Source organism: Anaerocolumna sp., assembly GCF_032079385.1.
GTDB lineage: Bacteria > Bacillota > Clostridia > Lachnospirales > Lachnospiraceae > Anaerocolumna.
The window spans coordinates 164,729-186,425 of the sequence record NZ_DAMAUC010000004.1 but is presented as its reverse complement, the minus strand read 5'-3'; the positions used below and the strand labels follow the sequence as shown (position 1 = coordinate 186,425).

Genomic DNA, 21,697 nt, shown 5'->3' with positions numbered 1-21,697 from the left:
TGTTTTTTTGCTGATACTTTTTACTTATAATGACTCATTACTATTTCGTTCATTATTTCCATCTTCTCTTCCATGTCGGCAACCAATTTAAATTGGGTTCTTGCACGGTCTAAGTTATGATGTTCTCTGTGAATTCTAAAGTAAGTATCTCCCTCAAGATAATCCGTAAGGAAACGTATACCGCATTCTAAAGTCAATAGTTTTGCAGAGAAAGCAAGTAATTCAAATTCTTTCTTGGTTAGTGTTTCACCGGCTTCACTTAAGAATCCTTCCACATACTCTTGAAATAAATTAATGTCCATATAAACCTTGGATAAGTCTGTTTCGTCTTCTGCAGCTGAGCTTGCTCCAAAACGGATACTGTCGCCAAAATCATAGAAAACAGAACCTGGCATTACGGTATCAAGATCAATAACGCAGATACCTTCATTGGTTTTATTGTCCATCATAATATTATTAAGCTTTGTATCATTATGGGTTACACGTAAAGGAATCTCTTTCTTTTCAATTAAGTCCAATACAATGCCGCAGTCGCCTTTTCTTGCTTTAACAAATTCAATTTCTTCCTGAACGTCTTTTGCCCTTCCCATCTTATCTTCTGCTACTGCTTTTTCAAAATTTTTATAACGATTTACCGTATTATGAAACTTTTCAATGGTTTCTGATAAAGTTTCTGCCGGATAATCGGATAATAATTTCTGGAATTTGCCGAAAGCTTTTGCAGAATTATAGAATAGTCCCGGCTTTTCAGCAGACTGATAGCAAGTAGCATTCTCAATAAAAAGATAGGCTCTCCAGCATTCCTTATCCCCATCTTCATAGAATAATTTTCCATCTTTTGTTTTTACAATCGTAAGTGTTTCTCTGTCCGGATTGCCGCCTGCTTCCAGTATTTTTTTACGCAAATGAGTGGTTACACCTTCAATATTTTTCATTAATGCCAATGGATCTTTCAGTATGCTTGTATTAATTTTCTGCAATACATAACGGACCGGCGGTACTGTTTCTCTTCTGAAATAAACTGCATAGGTTGAATTAATATGTCCTTCTCCAAGGGGTTCCATATGAATAAATTCACCGTTAAAATCAAATTGATTTACAACTTCTGTTGTTATCTTAGTATCTATTATCTTATTTTCCATGTTAACCTCTATTCCGGTGCTTTAGCACCATATAATACTATTTGTTCCACAAATTCTCCGGATAAACACCATTTTCAATTTGTTTACTGATGAATTTTACGATTTCTTCTTTATCTTCATGATAAGTTACACCATACCATTTTGCAGTGGTATTAAGCACTTTTACATCACATTTTTCATTGTCAATTAAGTTTTGCACGACGGATGGCAGGAAGAATTCTGCTTTTGCTAAAGTACCGATATCCTGTTTAAAGAAATCTTTCATCTGCTTTCCGATTTCAGTAAAGATATCCGGTGTGAAACCCCAGCAGTTCATGGATACGATACTATTGGGATCTATTGTTGTCCAGCCCTCACCTTCTTCGTAATACTGAACTTTTCCGTCGTTGTATTGAATCTTTGTTCTTTCCGTTACATTTTTAAGATAATTATTGGAGTCTGTGGTGCAGACACCTCTTGCAACGTGGCCATTTTCAGTTAAGGTATTATTTAGGATAAAACCTGCCATTGCAAAATGATATTTATCTCCTGTTTCTGACTTTTCTTTCAGAAAACCTGCTAATTGTACAAAAGAATCTCTGCCATAGAAATCATCTGCATTAATAACCGCAAAATTCTCATTCACCAAATCCTTGCAGCTATAAACAGCATGTGCGGTTCCCCAAGGTTTTGTTCTTCCCTCCAGCATTACTGCTCCTTCTGGAATTGTATTGATTTTCTGAAATGCATATTTTACATCGATCAATTTCTCAACCCGTTTGCCAACGGTGTCATGAAATACATCGTAATTTTCTTCTTTTATAATAAATACAACTTTATTGAAGCCCGCTTTAAGAGCATCATAGATGGAATAATCAATAATGAATTCTCCATGTCTGCCAACCGGATCGATTTGTTTTAAGCCACCATATCTGCTTCCCATTCCTGCTGCCATAATCACTAACGTTAAGTTATCTGTATTGCCCATAGTTTCCTCCTTCTAAACCCGTTCTATAAAATCCAGCTAAATATTTTTCAATACTTTATAAATCCTCCTAATATGGTGTTTTTATAAAGTATTTCATTTATAGCTTTATTTTATTTAATAACGTGAAAGAATACTATGCAGAATCGTATGATTATTAGTAATTTAGTGTGATGTTATATTATTTTACGATTTCAGAAATAAATTCATAACTTTCTTTACTCATTACATATTCTTTGTTAAAATCCTCTGTCTGAAACTCCTCATCTCTGATATGATTTGGAAAGTCTCTATCCGCCTTTAAAAAGAAGTCATAAGTAATTATATCTTCTCCGTTCCAGGTAATAGGATCATCCCAGGTACTGTCAAAATTGTACCACTCACCCTCTAAATATACGATATTCCAGCCATGGGCTTCACCATTCCCTATTCCGGTTATGATTCTACAGGGTATCCCTGCTTCCGTAAGCATTTTATAGGCCAGACTCATATATCCCTGACAGGTAGACTTTTTTTCAAACAAATTATCATAAGCGGAGTAATTGGCCATAGAGGTATCATAGGAAGCATTTTCTATAATATAATCATGAATTTTCTTAATCTTCTCATAATCGCTCAGTTTTTCTATATTCCACTTACGAAAAAGCTTCTTAACCTTTTCATCTACTTTATTCGTTTCATAGGCAGTTTCATTATATTTAAACCGATAAGTAACGGTTAGAATCTTTCCCAAACCGCCAACTTTCGCATATATACTTTCTACCTTATATTTCAAATAATCATGGTCACTGGAGGTTCCCTTATCATCTATGGAATAAGCCAGATTTATTGCATCCTCCGTAAACCAATCTATACGTTCAAATTCACCCACATACTGCACTATAAGTTCTTCTTCTCCCTCCAGCATAGCTTGCCGGATTGTTTCAATAAACTCTTCTTCCACGGTTTCTTCCGTTGTGAATACATGGTATACCCATTCTATTATTTTATATTTATCTTCAAGCTTATATATTAAAATAGCAAATAGTACTATAATAACTACAGTTTTTATAAATTTTTTCACAAGAGGCTCCTCTAACATTCTAAATCTTTATGGTTTCATGAATTACACAAGTTTCATATAATTATCATATAACTTATTGGTTCATTATATCTTATTTCCAAACCAATAACCATATGAAAAAAAAGAAAGGGAAGAATAGCTTAAACCGTATTCTTCCCTTTCATATTAATTTTGTTTAGAATGGTATAAACCATTTATGCACTATATAATGCCTTACTTCTAAACGGTACTTTCTTACACTAGAAATATTCTTATCCTATTATCTTTTTATTCTGCTTCTGCCACATTTTCATCTGCGCTTACTTCAGCTGCTGCTTCATAGCTTTCTAAGATAATTTTTTGAATCTTATCTCTAGTTTCAGAATTAATTGGATGTGCGATGTCGCGATATTCACCATCACCGGCTTTACGGCTTGGCATTGCTATAAATAAACCTTTTTCACCCTCAATTACCTTAATATCATGAACAACAAATTCATTATCCATGGTAATTGAAACAACCGCCTTCATCTTTCCTTCTTTGCTTACTTTGCGTACTCGCACGTCTGTGATTTGCATTTTGTAAGTCCCCCTTCTGAGTTTATCTTTTGGTTTTTTATAGATAAAAATTTTATCTTAACGTATTTAATACCCACCAAAACCTGTAGGATTAAGTTGAAAAATAATGTTTTTTCAACTTCTTAATTTGTATGCGTGCTAAAGCACGCAGATTGGAGTTTTTATAAAACGAATCTATTGTTTTTCTCCACTACAATCCTGGTTTCACCATCTTCTCCTATATAATTGGAATTTGCCCGGATGGTCCCTCGGCTTTCTATAATACAATTTTCAATATAGGTATTATTACCTATATATACATCGTTCAAAATAATAGAATTCTTAATAGTACAGTTATTGCCTACATAAACCTTTTTGAATAATATCGAATTCTCCACCTGACCATTTATAATACAGCCATTGGAAATTAAGCTGTTCTTCGTATTAGAACCCTGATTGTATTTTGCAGGAGGTAAATCTTCTACTTTTGAATAAATATCCGGATATTGTCTGAAAAAATAATTACGGATATCCTTGTCCAAAAAATCCATGTTCGTTCTATAATAAGCCTCTACGGTAGAAATATTATTCCAATAAGTATCCATAGAGTAGGCATATATTTTCTTGATATCTTTATAACGGATCAAAATATCTTTTACAAAATCAAATCGTACTTCTTCAGCCGCTTTTTCTAATAACTCAATTAATTGACGCCTGCGGATAATATATATTCCTGCCGATACAGTATTAGCATCTGTTATAATAGGCTTCTCTTCAAACTGTACGATTCTCCCATCTTCCCCTGTTTTAACAACACCAAATCTGCCAGCATCATCATCCTTAGGAAGACTGGTACATACTACCGTAATATCTGCTCTTTTATTAATATGATAATCCAAAACTTTGTGATAGTCCAGCTTATATATACAATCTCCCGATGCAATAACGACATAAGGTTCATGACTCTTTTTTAAGAAACTGATATTCTGATACATGGCATCTGCGGTTCCCCTGTACCAGTAACTATTTCTTGCGGTAATTGTAGGAGTAAATACGAATAATCCCCCTTGTTTTCTCCCAAAATCCCACCATTTTGAAGAATTCAAATGTTCATTTAAAGATTTTGCATTATACTGTGTAATAACTGCAACTTTTTGAATGTGAGAGTTGGACATATTACTTAACACAAAATCGATTGCACGATAACTTCCGGCAACAGGCATAGCCGCAATAGCTCTTTTATTAGATAGTTCCCGCATCTTATTGTTATTCCCGCCTGCTAAAACAATACCTATTGCTTTCATAATCTGTCACCTGCCTTAATCAAAGTTTCACCGCTTTCAAGAACTCCGTCTGGATAATCCTCGGGAAGGGTAATTCCTTCTATGGCCGTATTTTTACCTATCCTAACACCGGATGGTATTCGAGTTTTTTCAGCCACAGTAACAAGACCAAAGGAATAAATATTAGGATATAATTTGTTGGGAACTTCTTCTCCCATACCTAAATGTGCATTGGCACCAATCGCTGCTCCTTCTGCAATAATGGATTTATCAACAAGCACTCCGGCTTCAATCACTGCGTCCTTCATTATAATGGAATCCCGGATAACCGCACCGGGCCCAATTGTAACACCGGAACCGATAACTGAATTATGTACTTCACCATAAACTTCCGATCCTTCTCCTATGATTGCTTTATTAATGACAGCGTTATCTGAAATATACCCAGGTGGAATAGTATCTGCTTTGGTATATATTCTCCAGAATTCTTCATATAAATTGAATTCCGGAATCAAATCTATCAGCTCCATATTGGACTCCCAATATGCCCCCAAGGTACCCACATCCTTCCAATACCCATTGTATTCGTAAGCAAATACTCTGTCCCCCTTTTGATGGCAATAGGGAATGATGTGTTTGCCAAAATCACATCCCTCTTGTGACCATAAGGCAAGTAATGCATCCTTTAACACCTTCCAGGAAAAAATATAGATTCCCATAGAAGCTAAATTACTTCGGGGATTTTCCGGTTTCTCTTCAAATTCTGTAATTCTCTTATTCTCATCTGTGATTGCTACCCCAAACCTGCTGGCCTCTTCTATTGGTACCGGTATGGTTGCTAAGGTAATATCCGCATTTTTGGATTTATGAAAATCCAGCATAACTTCATAATCCATCTTGTAAATGTGGTCCCCGCCAAGAATTAGTACATAATCCGGATTATAATATTCCATATATCCTAAGTTTTGATATATGGCATTGGCCGTTCCCGTATACCATTCACTAGAAGTATTCTTTTCATAAGGAGGAAGGATACTTACACCGCCAATATTCCGGTCAAGATCCCAGGGTATTCCAATTCCTATATGTGTGTTTAATCGCAAAGGCTGATACTGAGTCAGCACACCGACGGTATCAATGCCCGAATTGATGCAATTACTAAGAGGAAAGTCGATGATTCTATATTTCCCCCCAAATGCCACAGCCGGCTTAGCTACATGAGATGTCAAAACTCCAAGTCTGGAACCTTGTCCACCGGCAAGAAGCATTGCTATCATTTCTTTTTTAATCATGCAATCACCTCTTATTCAATCTGAGACTATTATACCATATATTTCTATTGTTGTGAATAAATTTTACAATATTTTTCGAATAATTAAAAACTTTTACTACATATTGTATATACCCATTACCATTAAATATTAATTTACTATAAATTATTAACATAATTACTTAATTCCTGTCATTAATTATAATATTCCATATATTATAGGAATACGATTATTCTAACTACGTTTTTATTTTTAATGAAATTAGGAGTAAGAAAGCAACAAAGACAGAGTATTTTTAGTTAGCCGCAGCTTACATTCCATGTTTGCTTCCCCATTGTATAAATTTTAATTGTATTTTTATAGGAAACGGTTATAATAACAATATGTAACTTATATCTGACACTTATTTCAGATATAAACCAATTAATTTAGAATAGGAAGTGTCTTATGTATCAAATCGATTTTAGCAAGCCAAAAAATGTACACTTTATTGGTATCGGCGGTATCAGTATGAGTGGACTGGCCGAACTTTTACATACGATGGGTTTTCGTGTCAGTGGTTCTGATTCAAAAATGAGTAAAATTACAAATCACCTAGAAAGTATTGGTATAAATATAATATATGGACAAAGGTCTTCAAATATTACACCTGATATTAACTTCGTTGTTTATACTTCAGCGGTTAAGGAAGATAATCCTGAATATCAAGCTGTTATACAGGAGGGCATCCCCATTATGGACCGTGCAGAACTCCTGGGCCAGGTAATGCTTCATTATACCGACTCCATAGCCATTGCCGGAACTCACGGTAAAACTACAACAACTTCCATGTTGTCCCTTATCCTATTAAAGGCGAATTTAGATCCCACCATTTCCGTAGGCGGAATCTTGGATAATATCGGTGGAAATATCCGTATCGGTCATTCCGAACATTTCGTTACGGAAGCTTGTGAATATACCAACAGTTTTCTAAAATTTAACCCTGCAAGAAGTATTATACTGAATGTAGAGGCAGAACATCTTGATTTCTTTAAGGATTTAGATGATATCCGTTGTTCTTTCCGTGAATTTGCAAAGCGCCTTCCCGATGATGGATTATTAATTATCAATGGGGATATTGATAATGTAAGTTACTTCACAGAGGATTTACCCTGTGACATAATAACTTACAGTGTAAATCATGAAAAAAGTCCAATTTCAAAGGCATTGCTTCATTATAGTGCCGCAGACATAAAATTTGATGGAAATGGCCATGGCCATTATGATTTAATGGAAAATGGCAAGCTGTTGACCCATATTGATTTAAATATTATTGGAATTCATAATATCTCCAATTCTTTACCGGCAATTGCACTGGCAAGAAGTTTAAATATACCTCTGGAAGTTATCAAAGAAGCTTTGTTATCCTTTCAGGGTACGGAACGCCGGTTTGAATATAAGGGAGAGATAGGCGGAGTTACCATTATTGATGATTATGCACATCATCCTACTGAAGTAAGAGCTACTTTAGAAGCTGCCAAAAATTATCCTCATCAAACAACCTGGTGTGTATTTCAACCCCACACCTATACCAGAACAAAATCTTTCTTAAAAGATTTTGCAAAAGCTTTATCTTTGGCAGATAAAATAGTTTTAACTGATATATATGCCGCAAGGGAAGTCAATCCCGGTGATATTTCTTCAAAAGATTTGCAGGATGAACTGTTGAAATTAGGAAAAGAAGCCTATTATTTTCAAGGCTTTGGAGAAATAGAAAACTTTTTATTGCAAAATTGTACTAACGGCGACTTGTTGATAACTATGGGCGCCGGAGACGTTGTAAACATTGGAGAAGCACTTCTTGGGGAATAGTTATCCACATTATCCACAATCTTATCAACAATTCTATTGTGATAAGGTTGTGGATTTTTTAGTTCACATAATAACCCTTGTACTTCACTATAAAATTTTACCAATTCTTAATATTTATTTAAAATATCAACCTTTCTCGCTATTGCAACATAAATTAAAAGGATTCTTGCACCATTCTATCCACATTATCCACATTGTCCACAAATATTTTGTGGGGAATTTCTACCCCCATTTCGCCTATTTCATTCTTTTGAAACCTATGCTATAATGAGGCGGAATGAGGATAGTGAGGGGATGGAGCACTCCCTTGTGAAACGTTCCTGTCAATTCTCATGGACGCTGCACAACATGAAATACCTATTTGTTCATGTTAATAATAGCGTTATAGCAAATACAAATTACATATTAACAGCAGAAGTTTTATAGTATGTATTCTGCATAGAAAGGCTTGGTATAAAAAATGAACACAATTACTTTACAATCCAACAGTACCTCCGAAAGTACTGTTATACCAAATATTTTTATAGACAACTATATGCCCTCTGCAAATGGAGCCTATGTGAAGGTCTATTTATATTTATTGCGTTGTATGGCCTCTTCGGACATGGAGATTTCCCTGTCTTCCATTGCTGATCATTTGGAAGATACTGAAAAAGACATTATTCGAGGGTTATGTTATTGGGAAAAGGTTAATCTGCTTTCATTAGCAAGAGATAACAGCCAGCACATTGTATCCATTACTATCAATGACATCTATACAGCAAAAGATAGTCAGGATGCCGAAGAATATGCAACTTCTTCCGCAGCTCCACTGTCAGAGCCGGAGCAGATTGAGACAGTTTCCATTTCACCAAAACAGAACTTTGAAAAACCAACTTACTCAGAGGCCCAAATTAAACAACTTACCAATCATGATGAAGTAAAATGGTTATTAAACATTATTGAAATATATCTGGACCGTTTGATAAAACCAATGGATCTTCAATTAATCTTGTACTTATATGAAAGTCTTGGTTTCTCAGCAGAACTGATTATGTATCTGTATGAGTACTGTGTTTCCAAGAACAAGAAAAATCCATCTTACATAGAAGCAGTTGCCTTATCATGGGCAGAAGAAGGCATTGATACCGTAGAGAAAGCAGAAGCAGCCACTGTTCTTTATAACAGCAACTACAATGCTGTTAATAAAGCATTTGGCTTAAATAGAGCACCCGGTAATGTTGAAAAACAGTTTATTAATAAATGGTTAAATAAGTATGGCTTTCCTATAGATATTATTGTAGAAGCCTGCAACCGTACCATTCTTATGACTCAAAAACCGGATTTTAAATATGCAGATAAAATATTGGAAAACTGGTTTAAAAAAGGTGTGAAAGAATTAAGCCATATAGCTAAATTAGATGAAGAACATTCTAAGAACGCAAATGCCAGAGCTAATTCCGCCAAATCAGCTCCTGTATCCAAATCTTCTCAATCAAACCGCTTTAATGCCTTTCCGCAAAGAACTTATACCGATGAAGATTATTCTTCTATGGAGCAGAGGCTGCTAAATAAGCAATAAATCATAACGCAATGGTATGTAATGATGCGAATCATTAGGAAGGAATTACCTATGGCATTGAAAAATTTTCAATACAATAAAATATTACGGGATTATGATGCAAAGCAATTGGAAAGCAAGCACAAATTAGACCAGCGCACTGAGCTGGTATATAAAACAATCCCTGAAATGAAAGAGATTGACGAGAAGGTCATAAGCAGTTCCATTGAAAGTGCGAAGCTTCTTTTATATGGGGATGAGAAAGCATTAAATTCTTTAAAAAAAATCACCAAAGAAGCCTCCAAAAAAAGAATTCAACTGTTAGAGCAGTATGGTTTTCCAAAAGACTACCTGCAACCCTCCTATTATTGTCCGGATTGCAAAGATACCGGCTATATCGGCAAGAAAAAATGCCATTGCTTTAAGCAGGCTATTGTGGATATTGTTTACTCCCAGTCTAATATAAAAACTGCCATTAACCTAGAGAATTTTTCTACATTTTCTTATGATTTTTATTCCGATGATTATGTGGATCCAAGTATTAATATGACTCCAAGAGAGAACATAAAAAAAGCAGTTCAGACCTCTAGGCAATTTATTGAGAACTTTGATAAGGAATATAACAACCTTTTGCTTTATGGCAATACTGGAGTTGGGAAGACCTTTTTGGCAAACTGTATCGCCAGGGAACTTTTAGACAACGCTCATACTGTTATTTATTTAACTGCTTTTCAATTATTTGATATATTGGAGAAGAACAAATTCGGTAAGAGCGAAGAAACTTTTGAATCCCAAAACCAGTTTGAATATATTTTAGACTGTGACTTACTAATCGTAGACGACTTAGGAACAGAATTAAATAATACTTTTGTTTCTTCCCAGTTATACTTATGTATTAACGAACGTTTCTTACGGCGTAAGTCCACCATTATTTCTACAAACTTATCTTTAGACAATATAAATACCAACTACAGTGAACGAGTTTTTTCCCGTATTGCCAGCAATTACATTCTCTTGAAAATTGTAGGTGAAGATATTCGGTTAAAAAAACTGTTTTAAAAGTTTGTTTAAGATTTAGCCTTGACTTAACATATTGATAATGGTATAACGTAAATGGACATTTTCCCATTAACTTATTAAATTTTTATCGGAGGACAAATACAAATGCCACAGCAAGAAAAAATAATCGAAACAATCCCAGTGGGGCCTTTAGGAATAATTGCCTTAGAAAGTAGTAAAGAACTTGGTCAAAAAGTAAATAATTACATTGTAAGCTGGCGTAATGAGTTGAACAGTGAGCATACTTCTACCATAGCCTTTGCTGGTTATCAAAGAGATTCCTATTTAATCAACGCTTCCTGCCCAAGATTCGGCAGCGGTGAGGCAAAAGGCATCATTAAAGAAACTGTGCGTGGTGACGATTTATATCTGTTAGTAGACGTATGCAACTATAGCTTGACTTATTCCGTATGCGGACAAGTAAATCATATGTCTCCAGATGACCATTACCAAGACTTAAAGAGAATTATAGCAGCTGTTGGCGGCAAAGCTCGTAGAATTACTGTAATCATGCCATTCTTATATGAGAGCAGACAACATAAAAGAAGTTCAAGGGAATCATTAGACTGTGCTTTGGCTTTGCAGGAATTAACTAATATGGGTGTAGAAAGTATTATTACTTTTGATGCTCATGACCCTCGTGTTCAAAATGCTATTCCTTTAAAGAGCTTCGAAACAGTACAACCTACTTATCAGTTTATTAAAGCTTTACTTAAGAATGTACCAGATTTGAATTTAGACCCGAATCATATGATGGTTATCAGCCCTGACGAAGGCGGAATGAGTCGTGCGGTATATTTTGCTAATGTTCTGGGTATTGACCTTGGTATGTTCTACAAACGCCGTGACTATAGCACAATTGTTAACGGCCGTAACCCTATTGTTGCTCATGAATTCCTGGGTGATGATATTGAAGGAAAAGACATGTTAATTATTGATGACATGATTTCCTCCGGCGAAAGTATGATAGATGTTGCTACAGAACTAAAGAAGAGAAAAGCAGGAAAAATCTTCGTATGTGCAACTTTCGGATTATTCACCAACGGGTTTAAGAAATTTGATGAAGCTTACGAGCAAGGATTAATCGATCGTGTATTGACCACCAATTTAGTGTATCAATCAGCTGAATTGCTTTCTAAGCCTTATTATATCAGTGTGGATATGAGCAAATACATTGCTTTATTAATTGATACTTTAAATCACGATAAATCCATCAGTGAATTTTTAAGTCCAACCGAACGTATCCAGAAATTATTAAACAAATATAAGAATCGCTAGTAAGAAAACAATTTTACTATGTGAAAGATAAAAATTCCCGGGATTTAAAAACCGGGAATTTTTTATTTACTAACTTTATTTATTTACTTTATTTACTAACTTTTTTTATTAACTTTTATGTAGTTCTTTTATTATCCAGCTTTGTCTACGTCCCCTATGCCACCATTTATATCTTCTTCCCATCCACTGTTCATATCACCATCACCATTTAAATCTTCCCCCGTATCCGTATCTATATCTTCCGGTACCTCTTGATCGGTATCTTCTTCATAAAAATCACCTTCTAAGCCGGATTGGTCATCAAAATCCATTCCCGATTCCATATCTTCATAAAAATCATCTCCATTGGATTCATTCCATTCCTCTCCTGAATCAGGAATAGAATTAGGATCTTTGTTCTTACTATTGTCCGTCTTTTGATCGCTGCCTCCCGCTTTATCCTTATCTTTACCGGGCTTTGCATCCTCCGCCTTCTCCTGGTCTATTGCAGAATCCTCTTCAGCTTCTTCCTCTTTCACTTTCGGAGGCCTATTATCTGTATAGCTTAGAAATTCTTCATTCTCCAGATTTTTATGTATTTGGTCCATGTAAGTTTTCCATATGGTTCCGGGATGTTTAGAGCCGTATAAATTGCTCAGAGACTTTGGAATATCATATCCTACCCATACCCCTGTAGTATAATAAGGGGTATACCCTACAAACCAGCCATCTTTGTTATCGTTTGTGGTACCGGTTTTGCCAGCACTGGTAATCTTCTCTAGAGCAAGACTTTTTCCGGTGCCTCTTTTCATAACACCTTCTAAAACATTTGTCATCATTCTTGCTGCGTTGGTATCATAAATGCGCTTTTGCTTATTGACCTCACCCACAATTTCATTTCCTTCTGCATCTAATATCTTTATAATACAGGTAGGTTCCCGATAGATTCCGTCATTTTCTAATGCAGCATAAGCTGAGGTAAGTTCAACCGGACTAGTTCCAATTGTAAAGCCGCCCAAAGATGCCGCCGGTATATAATCCTTCTTATCAATTTTGGAAAAGTTCATATTCAGCAGATAGGATAATCCCACTTCAGGTGTCAGTTCTTCAAACATCTTCCATGCTATGGTATTTTTTGATACTTCAATTGCTTTTCTTAATTCCATTTTCCCGGAATAGGTTCTACCGGAATTGGAGGGTCCATCTTTAATAGGTTCATCAACAACTATGCTGTCGGGATAATACCCTCTTTCAAAGCTTGGGGCATACACAATAATTGGCTTTATAGCACTTCCCGGCTGGCGGTAGCTTTGATATCCCCGATTCAGGGTATATCCGTTATATTCTTGTGATCTCCCTCCAACAATAGCTGCAACTTTTCCCGTCGTATTATCAATACTGACCGCAGCTCCCTGTAAAGTGTAAATTCCTTCTTTATTTACTTCCCCATACTCTTTTAGGGTATTATCCACTGCCTGCTGCAATAATTTTTGTTTTTTCATATCAATGGAAGTATAGATACGATAGCCTTCAAAATATAAGGATTTTTGAATCTTGTAATACAAGTCATAATATTTTTCTTCATATTTTTCCTGTTGTTCTTTATTATCAAACCGGTACTGGAACTCAAAACCCTGTTCCTCCATCAATGCCCTTATAGCACAGTAATACACATATGTATCTACATAATTGTTCTTTTTCACCTTACTTAAAGACAAGGTAATCTCCTGATTAGAAGCCATATTATAATCTTCCAGCCCAATACGGCCATCCTGATACATCTGGTCCAGAATACGGTTCCGCCTGGACTTTGTATTATCCATATGGTGTAATGGATTATAAATGGTAGGATTATTAGGTATTGCACATAAAAATGCCACCTCTGACAGAGTAAGGTCCTTGGCACTTTTACTAAAATATCCTTTACTTGCCGCTTCTATACCATAATAACCATTTGCAAAATAGATATTATTCAAATAAAACTCCATAATATCTTCTTTGCTATACTTCTTCTCTAATTCAATGGCAATAAATATTTCTTTTAACTTTCTTTCATAGGTTACTTCATTGCTAAGAAATATATTCCTTGCCAACTGTTGAGTAATGGTACTGGCTCCCTGAGTAATATCACCGTCATTCTTAATAAGAGCCCTCATAGCCCGGATGATAGCAAACAAATCTACCCCTTCATGGGACATATACTTCTTATCTTCTATTGAAATCATAGCCTTTATTGCGATATCAGGAATATCTTTATAATCCAGGTAATATACATCTTTTTCTCCCTTTAGCACAGAGATTGGTTTTCCTTTTACGTCATATACTAAACTGGTTTCTGCCTGACGAAAAGTATTCCTGTCGGACATAATAACTGCCTCCTGGGCTTCTTCCTGAAACCGGATGAGGGTAGCACCATATTTAAAGTAAATAAACAAACCAGCTATCAGAACGCATAAAGATAGTATCAATGACAGAATAAGAAAAAACCAGCCTATCTTCTTACCTATGGAGCTTTTTCCCTTATTGGCTGTCTGTTTCTTATTTCTTTTTGATTTTTGATTTGTTTTTTTAGTACTCTTTTTATTATTCTTCTTTTTAGTAGCTTGTCTAGCATTAGATCTTGAATTCGTATTTGGTTTATTCATATTCTTCCTTCACTTCCCCTCCGGATGCAAATGTTCTGTCTTGTTTGGATTCCATGAAAGCCTGTACATGAAATACTTTTAGGAATAATATACATCAACTGCTAAGGTTTATATAATTATAATCTGCCTGCATCTCGTCAAGAAACTCTTTTTCTCTTTTATGACAGGTAAATATTATAATCTGTCCGTTTTTATTTTGAGTAAGATACTTAAGAGCTGCTTTTGTCCGGTTATCATCATACAAAGCAAAGCAATCATCCAGCAGGATGGGCATAACATCTTTTCCGTACACCAGATCAGATATGGCAAGACGAAGTGCCAGATATAATTGTCCTATGGTTCCGGAACTTAACTTGTCCAATATTATGTAATTATTTTGCTGATCCACTTTTATGTTCATTTTTTCGTCTACTTTAATATTGGAATATTTTCCTTCGGTGATAACTCCTGCAAGGCCGGAAACCAGTTCATTTAATTTTCCTCCAAAACTGTCGTGAATGTCCACAGACAGACAGTCTATGGTTTCTATGGCTAATTTAATTGCAGATAACTCCACTTTATTAGCTTTATCCTGTTCCTCCAATTCCTGAAGCTCTTTACTTAGTTCCAGCAGCCTTTCTTCATTGTCTTCCAGACCTTTTAATTCCCAACCTATCTTTTCTTTTTTCAGCCGGATTTCTTCATATCTTTTCACTTTGTGGTCTTTTAACTCTGCAATGATCTGTTTTTCATTCTTTATGTAATCTTCCCATAAAGAGAAACTTCCATCACTTATTTCATGGACTGGTAACCCCTCTTTATGAAACACTTCTGCAAAAATTTGAAAATATCTTATCAGCTCTTCTTCTATTATATGAATCTTCTCATTAATACCGGCTATCTGCTCTTCGTATTCCTCTATTTGCCTTTGAAGATGCCCAAGTGACATTTCGGCTTTTAAATGATATTCATGCCGATCCTTTAATTCTTCCTGGCTTGCAACATGATTATTGTCTAAAATACTTTGTTTTCTGGCTTTTAATTGTTTTAGAGTATCTTCCAAACTGTTTTGTTCTTTTAACATACTGTTTTGCTTTTCTTTTGAACGCTTTGCCATAGATAAAAACCCAATAACCCCTAACCCTCCTATGGCTGCAAGGATTAGTAGAAGGGGATTTTTATAATTCATCCAAAGGAGAATACTGATAATACATAAAATTGCCGGAATAAGCCCAATAAACAGATTGCCGGGATTCATTTTTGTCACTTTATTTTTGTAATCTTCTATAAAAAAGGACATTTTTTGTTCGTATTGTGAAATGCTGTGGTTTATATCTTCCAGTTCTTTTAACTGGCCGGATACATAATGGTTCTCCCTCCCATTATGCAATATCTCCCTTTGTTCTTCCTTTTGCCTGTTTTGCTTCTCCCTCAAGGCTTGTTTTAAATTCCTGTCCTGACAGTAATTATGGTATTTTTCTCTTATAACTGGAAAATGATTCAGATGTTCCTCATATGCAACGGTTGCTTCCTTACTGATGGAAGAACTTATTCGATCATGGTCTAACAGCTTTTCCTGCCTCTCCAATTCTTTTAATTGTAAGGTCAATTCTTCTATCTTATTTTCCTTTTCCAGGCATTCCTCCAGCTCTTCCCTTATGCCGCGAATCTTTTTATCTAATTGAAGGTTCTCCAGCTCTTTTCGTTTCTCCTGTAAAAGACTTTGTGCTCTGGTTACGTCTACCTCATTGCTTTTTGACATGGATAAGTTAGCAAGATAATTTCTTACTTCTTCCTCCAGCTCCTGATCCGTTTTTGCTTTTAACTGCTCAATGCTGATTGTATTTCGGTATCCTGATTCGGTGAGTCCACCATAAAACTCCGGCAGTTCCTCTTGTTTTAAGTTTATCTCTCTTCCAGTAGCTATGTCCATAATGGTACAACTTTTCGTATTCTTTTCAAAATTACGAATAATACGGTAGGCCTTATCTGCTTTTTCAATGTCCATACTTCCGCTGTAAGCACCAGGCATATCCCAGGGTTGATACTTTAAATAAATATCATCTTTGGAGGCTCTTCCTCTTTGTTTCTCTATTCCAAACAGCATACCTCTAATGAAGGTATGCATGGTGGATTTACCTGCTTCATTTTCACCATAGATAAGATTTATGCCGCTTTTTAAAGCTATTGTTTTATTATGAAATTTTCCAAAATGAATCAGTCTTAATTCTTTGATCTCCAAGATTTCATCTCCTTGTTACCTTACTTTAGCTCCTAATAATGCCTCCAGCCCATAGTATAATGCCTTTTTAGTGATTACTTCATTATCCTTTTGGCTCTGCTCTTGGATTCCTTTTATGTACATGCCTATTATGTTGTCCTGATTTTCTCGGTAAAGGGCTTCAAAATCATAGTCGGGCACCGTTTCATCTATTACTTCAATTACATTTCCAAGACTTGAAATATCCTCTTTATTAAAGGAGATATCTTCATCACGAAATCCTGTAATCCGGAATATAAATATGTTTCGGTCTCCATATTCCTTTATTTTATCTTTTACCATATCCATTAACCCACCATTGGTGAAACCAGGGTCAACCTGCAATTCCACTTTTACATATTCCCTTACGGAATGTGGTGTAAATTGAATCTGAATATGGGAAGTTTCATTTTCTTTTGTTATTTCTCCTATAATATACCCTCTTGAACCGGTTTCATTTTTATCTAAAGGCTCCAAAGAACCTGCATATGCCATTCTGCCGCCGAACAACTCCGGTTTATGGATATGACCTAATGCCACATAATCAAATCCATTGCTGCCTACAGCCTTTTTATCTATAGGTATATTCTTCTCATCACCGCCATGAGCAAGTAATATGTTAATTCGTTCCTCACATCCCGGCCTTGCCTTATTATATAATGGTTCTGTAATATCTCTCCTATGATAGCTGAAACCATATACTTCTGTATTAATATTCTCCAGGTATATGCTGTCCATATCTTCTTCCATAAGCATATGAATCTGGTTACACCAGTCAAAATCAATATAGTTGGATCTGGCACCAATATAATCGTGATTGCCGGCAATTAAAACAACCTGGGTTTTAAGTAGCTTTTCAAAACTATAATTTATTTCTTTTAATTCTCTTATTAGAGGCTGCTTATGAAATAAATCACCTGAAATCAATAACAAATCTATATCTTTTTCATTGCATATATCTATGATTCCATTAAACGAGGACAAAATTTCTTTTTCCCGCATTGTTCCCCAGGGGTAATTAGAATCCGGCTTTGCACCTATATGCACATCTGATATATGGATAAATTTCATATGCTCACTCCTTATTTAATCGAATATTTGTTTTCATTATTGTACCATCATTTCAATTTTATGACAACCAAAAAGCCCTTTTCCTGATTGTTAACCTTTTTCAGGCAAAAGAGCTTTGTATAAGCATTATTATAAAAACAGAATCATAACAACTTCTGCATAGAATACCATATAATATAATAAAATATTTTTTGGGAGTATATATGTATATTTATATAGTTCAACCCGGAGACACGTTATACACCATTGCAAATGCCCATGGTGTTTCTCCTGAAAGATTAGCATTAGAAAATGATATCCAATACTCAAGTAATTTAGTACCAGGAGAAGCACTTGTAATTATACAGCCCTCCCGAACTTATATTGTCCAGGAAGGGGATACTTTAGAAAGCATTGCCTTATCACAGCAAATCGATATAATGGAATTACTCCGGAATAATCCTTCTATTTCAGACAGAGGCCTTTACATGGATGAAGAGTTGGTAATAAGTTATGCTGAAACAAAAACAGCGGCCATCGAGGTAAACGGGTTTACCTACCCTTTTGTTGATAGAAATATTCTTAAGAAAACCTTACCCTATCTTACTTACTTAACAATTTACTCTTATCAGTTTACCCGAGATGGCAATCTGATTGAAACAGACGATATGGAAATAATCCGGATTGCAAGAAGCTATGGTGTAGCACCCATTATGTATATTACTACAGTAAAGGACGAAAACAATATTGATACCGAAATTGCACACATTTTAGTCAGTGATACAGAGTTACAAAATAAATTTATAGAGAATATTATAGTCACTCTGCAAACGAAAGGCTATTATGGTATAAATATGGATACCCCCTATATACAGCCACTGGATAGAGAGCTTTATGTGACTTTTATAGAAACATTAACAAGACGCTTAAACAATGAAGGATTTTTTGTAACCGTTACCGTAGCACCAAGTCTTTTTGAAGCGGCAACCGGAATTACCTATACAGGGGTTGATTTTGTAGGATTAAGCCAGGCGGCCAATACTATATTATATCAACTAACTTATGAATGGAAATATCCCTATTACCTTCCCATAAGCATATTACCCTTTGATGCTGTTTTACATACACTTAGTGAAACTGTAGCCCAGTTCTCACCTTCAAGCTGTATTTTAGGCATCACAAATATTGGCTTCGTTTGGGAGTTTCCATATTTTTCAGCAATTACAGAAGCAAATTTCATAAATTATCATTCAGCAATAGAACTTGCCTATGATACAAACTCTGTTATTGAATTAAACGCGCCTTCTCGATCAGCCTATTTTCATTATATAGAAAATGCTAAGGAATATATGGCATGGTTTAAAGACAGCAGAGCTATATACTCATTAATTGCATATTCACAGGAATTAGGTATGCGGGGAATCTCTATATGGAATATCATGAGTTTTATTACGAATATCTGGTTGTTAATCCATGTACAATTCGAAATCAAAAAGGTATTATAAATAGAAAATGAGGTTGTGACAAAACTGTTTTTTGAATAATTCTTTTGCTTAAAAAGTCTCACTTTTCTAATGAGATCTATTCTTAAGCTTTAGAAATGAAATTTAAGTTCAGATAACAGTTTTACAACAACCTCATATTTAATCGGTTCTACATTGATTTTCCCTGATTTATTCTACGATTAAATACCACAAAGGAATCTTCTTTCCTTGTAAGAATTCGTCTAATGTCCGAAGATCATTTTCCTTACCATATATGTCATTATAAAAATGGAATTTACGATCTTCTCTGCGGAAAGCTACATAATGTACAATCTTACAATCTGTATAAAGAAGAATTCCCACTGCATTTTTCTTTGCCTTCAACTTTCTGGATAGGAAAGCATGTCTAAAATCATAATTTTGCTCTTCAAAATACTTCTTAATCCCAAAAGGATTCGTGCCAAAGCGGCCTTCCAAAATTGTATATTTATTCAAATAATAAAGGACTTCTTCCACCTCCACTTTTTCACCTAATAACTTCATGGCATTATAGGTGGCAATCCATCCACATCCGTTGTAATCCGAGGTATATTTCCCATATGGGATTGTCTTTAGCTCGCTTTGGTTAATAATTAATCCATCATTTGTCACTGAACTACTTAATAGCATATGAACTCATCCTTCCAACACATTATATGGGACAAATTAATAGTTCTAAAACACAATTAATACAGAAACTGCTTAAAATTTTTCTTTAAATAGCCTTTTATATATGGTCCCATTCTATTATATGCCGGAAGGTTAATATGAGATATACCAAAAGTGCCATAAATTTCACTGTGAATTTAAAATACTAGTTCCATAGCATTACAAATAAATCATTGGAAAATTTGATTTAATATTAATCCACATTTCCTATGCCCATTAAACGTACATTTTCTCCAAGTCCAACTCCATACCATAGTTCATCATCATTTATATGAATAACATGATACCATGCATCATCAGTAGCATTTTTCTTTAAATGGTTATAATTAAATCCTGCTGTTCCAAAACCTGCAATTGTAATAAGGCCACCTGCCAAAATTAGTATAAGACTTAAAATAATACATTTCTTTTTAAACTTTTTTATTTTCATCCTAACCTCGATTCCGGTGCTTTAGCACCATTTAATAACGAAGCAATTTTGTGCGCCGGCACAAATTGCCGGTTGAAAATTTGTTTTTTCAACCTATCACCACTTTCTTTTTAAATAACGCTGCCAGTTTTGCATTTAAGTTCTTAGTTAAGATAATTAGTTTCTTTGATAAGTCTATTGTGGCAAAGCCTAATAATAATGAAATGCCAACAGAAGCGATACCTATTCCTAACTGCATAATACCGATAGAAACACTTTTTATCATAACAAAAGGGGAGCCTGCAATTCCAATAATCGATGTTGTAAAAAATCCTATACTAAGGGCTCCGGTGGCAAAAGGAGCACACCAAATAATTATATAGAGAGAGAATACCATTAAAATAAAAGCAAGTAATAAACTGCCCCACAATGGAAATCCCAGCACTGTTAATAAGACATTCAAACCCTTAATACCGGTAGATGGCAGGCTTATTTTAACACTTCCAGAATCGTCTAAAAGCTCCTCTGCAATTTTCTTCGGAGACCCGATTTTATCCACCGCTTCCTCTTCTGTCATACCATTTTCAACATAATCCGATATCATTTCATCATAGTAAATAATAAATTTATTTTTTTCAGAATCATTCATGTGTTGCAAACAAAATGATAGCTCATTTAAAAATTCTGCTTTATTCATAAGGGCGTTCTCCTTTAATAAAATAATATATTTCCATTACTTGCTGCCAATCCTCAAGAAATTCATTCATATAATCTTTTCCTTTATTGGTAATCTTATAATATTTTCTTAATCGACTATTATGTTCAACTGAATATGTTTCCAGATAAGAGCTTGCTTCCAGCCTTTTTAATATTGGATATAAGGTTGATTCTGAAATTTCCACACAGGTCGATATATCCTTAATTATTTGATAACCATAGGAATCTGATTTATTCAGAACAGCAAGAACACAAAATTCCAGTAAACCTTTTTTTAACTGACTGTCCATATAATACCTCCTTATGTCATATACTATACATTGCATAGTATTATGTGTCAAGGGGTATTATAGACTTTTTTATAGATTTTCAAATAAAATAGACATTTGTATTTTGTGCTTTTAATTGCACAATACAAATGTCTATTTTTCCTATGCATAAATATGGGATTTGTATTTATTTATTCACCATACCCATT

Annotated in this window: 18 protein-coding genes; 5 read left to right on the top strand and 13 right to left on the bottom strand. The window is 34.9% G+C overall.

Features of this window, described 5'->3' with window-relative positions:
* Window positions 1-20: 20 nt before the first annotated feature.
* From RT261_RS05380 to RT261_RS05355, 6 genes are all read right to left on the bottom strand, one after another.
* Entirely contained in the window at window positions 21-1,142 is a 1,122-nt protein-coding gene (locus RT261_RS05380; RefSeq protein WP_313130337.1) for a phosphotransferase enzyme family protein, read from the bottom strand.
* Between the two features lie 37 nt (window positions 1,143-1,179).
* Window positions 1,180-2,109: a nucleotidyltransferase family protein gene (locus RT261_RS05375; RefSeq protein WP_313130335.1), complete on the bottom strand. Its 930-nt coding sequence runs from the start codon at window positions 2,107-2,109 to the stop codon at window positions 1,180-1,182.
* 178 nt (window positions 2,110-2,287) lie between these two features.
* A complete protein-coding gene (locus RT261_RS05370; protein WP_313130332.1) occupies window positions 2,288-3,169 on the bottom strand; it encodes a transglutaminase domain-containing protein in 882 nt (293 codons plus the stop codon).
* A 267-nt stretch (window positions 3,170-3,436) separates the two neighbouring features.
* Complete coding sequence (spoVG, locus tag RT261_RS05365; protein ID WP_313130330.1) at window positions 3,437-3,727, bottom strand: septation regulator SpoVG; 291 nt, start codon at window positions 3,725-3,727, stop codon at window positions 3,437-3,439.
* A 161-nt stretch (window positions 3,728-3,888) separates the two neighbouring features.
* The gene (gene glgD / locus RT261_RS05360) at window positions 3,889-5,010 is read right to left on the bottom strand and encodes a glucose-1-phosphate adenylyltransferase subunit GlgD (protein WP_313130328.1); all 1,122 of its coding nucleotides are present in this window, start codon (window positions 5,008-5,010) and stop codon (window positions 3,889-3,891) included.
* A complete protein-coding gene (locus RT261_RS05355) occupies window positions 5,007-6,281 on the bottom strand; it encodes a glucose-1-phosphate adenylyltransferase (protein WP_313130326.1) in 1,275 nt (424 codons plus the stop codon). Before RT261_RS05355 ends, glgD begins: the two co-directional genes overlap by 4 nt.
* 426 nt (window positions 6,282-6,707) lie before the next feature.
* On the opposite strand from RT261_RS05355, the gene murC reads away from it, so the two are divergent.
* From murC to RT261_RS05335, 4 genes are all read left to right on the top strand, one after another.
* Window positions 6,708-8,111 carry a UDP-N-acetylmuramate--L-alanine ligase gene (gene murC, locus RT261_RS05350; RefSeq protein WP_313130322.1) on the top strand — a complete coding sequence of 468 codons (1,404 nt, stop codon included), beginning with the start codon at window positions 6,708-6,710 and terminating at the stop codon, window positions 8,109-8,111.
* A gap of 460 nt (window positions 8,112-8,571) precedes the next feature.
* Entirely contained in the window at window positions 8,572-9,672 is a 1,101-nt protein-coding gene (locus tag RT261_RS05345; RefSeq protein WP_313130319.1) for a DnaD domain protein, read from the top strand.
* Window positions 9,673-9,723: 51 nt separating this feature from the next.
* Window positions 9,724-10,710 (top strand): ATP-binding protein, encoded by a 987-nt coding sequence (locus RT261_RS05340; RefSeq protein ID WP_313130317.1) that lies wholly within the window; start codon window positions 9,724-9,726, stop codon window positions 10,708-10,710.
* A gap of 105 nt (window positions 10,711-10,815) precedes the next feature.
* Entirely contained in the window at window positions 10,816-11,988 is a 1,173-nt protein-coding gene (locus RT261_RS05335) for a ribose-phosphate pyrophosphokinase (RefSeq protein ID WP_313130314.1), read from the top strand.
* A gap of 131 nt (window positions 11,989-12,119) precedes the next feature.
* Here RT261_RS05335 and RT261_RS05330 read toward each other — a convergent pair whose 3' ends face one another.
* From RT261_RS05330 to RT261_RS05320, 3 genes are all read right to left on the bottom strand, one after another.
* Window positions 12,120-14,612, bottom strand: coding sequence for a transglycosylase domain-containing protein (locus tag RT261_RS05330; protein ID WP_313130312.1), 2,493 nt, complete (start codon window positions 14,610-14,612; stop codon window positions 12,120-12,122).
* A 94-nt stretch (window positions 14,613-14,706) separates the two neighbouring features.
* On the bottom strand, window positions 14,707-16,833 hold the full coding sequence (locus RT261_RS05325) for an ATP-binding protein (protein WP_313130310.1): 2,127 nt from the start codon (window positions 16,831-16,833) through the stop codon (window positions 14,707-14,709).
* 15 nt (window positions 16,834-16,848) lie between these two features.
* The gene (locus RT261_RS05320) at window positions 16,849-17,922 is read right to left on the bottom strand and encodes a metallophosphoesterase family protein (RefSeq protein WP_313130308.1); all 1,074 of its coding nucleotides are present in this window, start codon (window positions 17,920-17,922) and stop codon (window positions 16,849-16,851) included.
* 203 nt (window positions 17,923-18,125) lie between these two features.
* On the opposite strand from RT261_RS05320, the gene RT261_RS05315 reads away from it, so the two are divergent.
* A complete protein-coding gene (locus RT261_RS05315) occupies window positions 18,126-19,406 on the top strand; it encodes a LysM peptidoglycan-binding domain-containing protein (protein WP_313130305.1) in 1,281 nt (426 codons plus the stop codon).
* 168 nt (window positions 19,407-19,574) lie between these two features.
* On the opposite strand, the gene RT261_RS05310 is transcribed toward RT261_RS05315, so the two are convergent.
* The 4 genes from RT261_RS05310 to RT261_RS05295 form a co-directional block, all read right to left on the bottom strand.
* Window positions 19,575-20,054 carry a hypothetical protein gene (locus tag RT261_RS05310; RefSeq protein ID WP_313130302.1) on the bottom strand — a complete coding sequence of 160 codons (480 nt, stop codon included), beginning with the start codon at window positions 20,052-20,054 and terminating at the stop codon, window positions 19,575-19,577.
* 232 nt (window positions 20,055-20,286) lie between these two features.
* Entirely contained in the window at window positions 20,287-20,523 is a 237-nt protein-coding gene (locus RT261_RS05305; RefSeq protein WP_313130299.1) for a hypothetical protein, read from the bottom strand.
* Between the two features lie 88 nt (window positions 20,524-20,611).
* Window positions 20,612-21,199, bottom strand: coding sequence for a DUF1700 domain-containing protein (locus RT261_RS05300; protein WP_313130297.1), 588 nt, complete (start codon window positions 21,197-21,199; stop codon window positions 20,612-20,614).
* Window positions 21,192-21,509: a PadR family transcriptional regulator gene (locus RT261_RS05295; protein WP_313130294.1), complete on the bottom strand. Its 318-nt coding sequence runs from the start codon at window positions 21,507-21,509 to the stop codon at window positions 21,192-21,194. Before RT261_RS05295 ends, RT261_RS05300 begins: the two co-directional genes overlap by 8 nt.
* Window positions 21,510-21,697 lie beyond the last annotated feature (188 nt).

Coding starts and splice junctions, on each gene's coding strand:
- murC (WP_313130322.1), top strand. CDS start 6,708: ATGTATCAAATCGATTTTAGCAAGCCAAAAAATGTACACTTTATTGGT.
- RT261_RS05355 (WP_313130326.1), bottom strand. CDS start 6,281: ATGATTAAAAAAGAAATGATAGCAATGCTTCTTGCCGGTGGACAAGGT.
- RT261_RS05305 (WP_313130299.1), bottom strand. CDS start 20,523: ATGAAAATAAAAAAGTTTAAAAAGAAATGTATTATTTTAAGTCTTATA.
- RT261_RS05345 (WP_313130319.1), top strand. CDS start 8,572: ATGAACACAATTACTTTACAATCCAACAGTACCTCCGAAAGTACTGTT.
- glgD (WP_313130328.1), bottom strand. CDS start 5,010: ATGAAAGCAATAGGTATTGTTTTAGCAGGCGGGAATAACAATAAGATG.
- RT261_RS05320 (WP_313130308.1), bottom strand. CDS start 17,922: ATGAAATTTATCCATATATCAGATGTGCATATAGGTGCAAAGCCGGAT.
- RT261_RS05310 (WP_313130302.1), bottom strand. CDS start 20,054: ATGCTATTAAGTAGTTCAGTGACAAATGATGGATTAATTATTAACCAA.
- RT261_RS05335 (WP_313130314.1), top strand. CDS start 10,816: ATGCCACAGCAAGAAAAAATAATCGAAACAATCCCAGTGGGGCCTTTA.
- RT261_RS05300 (WP_313130297.1), bottom strand. CDS start 21,199: ATGAATAAAGCAGAATTTTTAAATGAGCTATCATTTTGTTTGCAACAC.
- spoVG (WP_313130330.1), bottom strand. CDS start 3,727: ATGCAAATCACAGACGTGCGAGTACGCAAAGTAAGCAAAGAAGGAAAG.
- RT261_RS05330 (WP_313130312.1), bottom strand. CDS start 14,612: ATGAATAAACCAAATACGAATTCAAGATCTAATGCTAGACAAGCTACT.
- RT261_RS05380 (WP_313130337.1), bottom strand. CDS start 1,142: ATGGAAAATAAGATAATAGATACTAAGATAACAACAGAAGTTGTAAAT.
- RT261_RS05375 (WP_313130335.1), bottom strand. CDS start 2,109: ATGGGCAATACAGATAACTTAACGTTAGTGATTATGGCAGCAGGAATG.
- RT261_RS05315 (WP_313130305.1), top strand. CDS start 18,126: ATGTATATTTATATAGTTCAACCCGGAGACACGTTATACACCATTGCA.
- RT261_RS05340 (WP_313130317.1), top strand. CDS start 9,724: ATGGCATTGAAAAATTTTCAATACAATAAAATATTACGGGATTATGAT.
- RT261_RS05295 (WP_313130294.1), bottom strand. CDS start 21,509: ATGGACAGTCAGTTAAAAAAAGGTTTACTGGAATTTTGTGTTCTTGCT.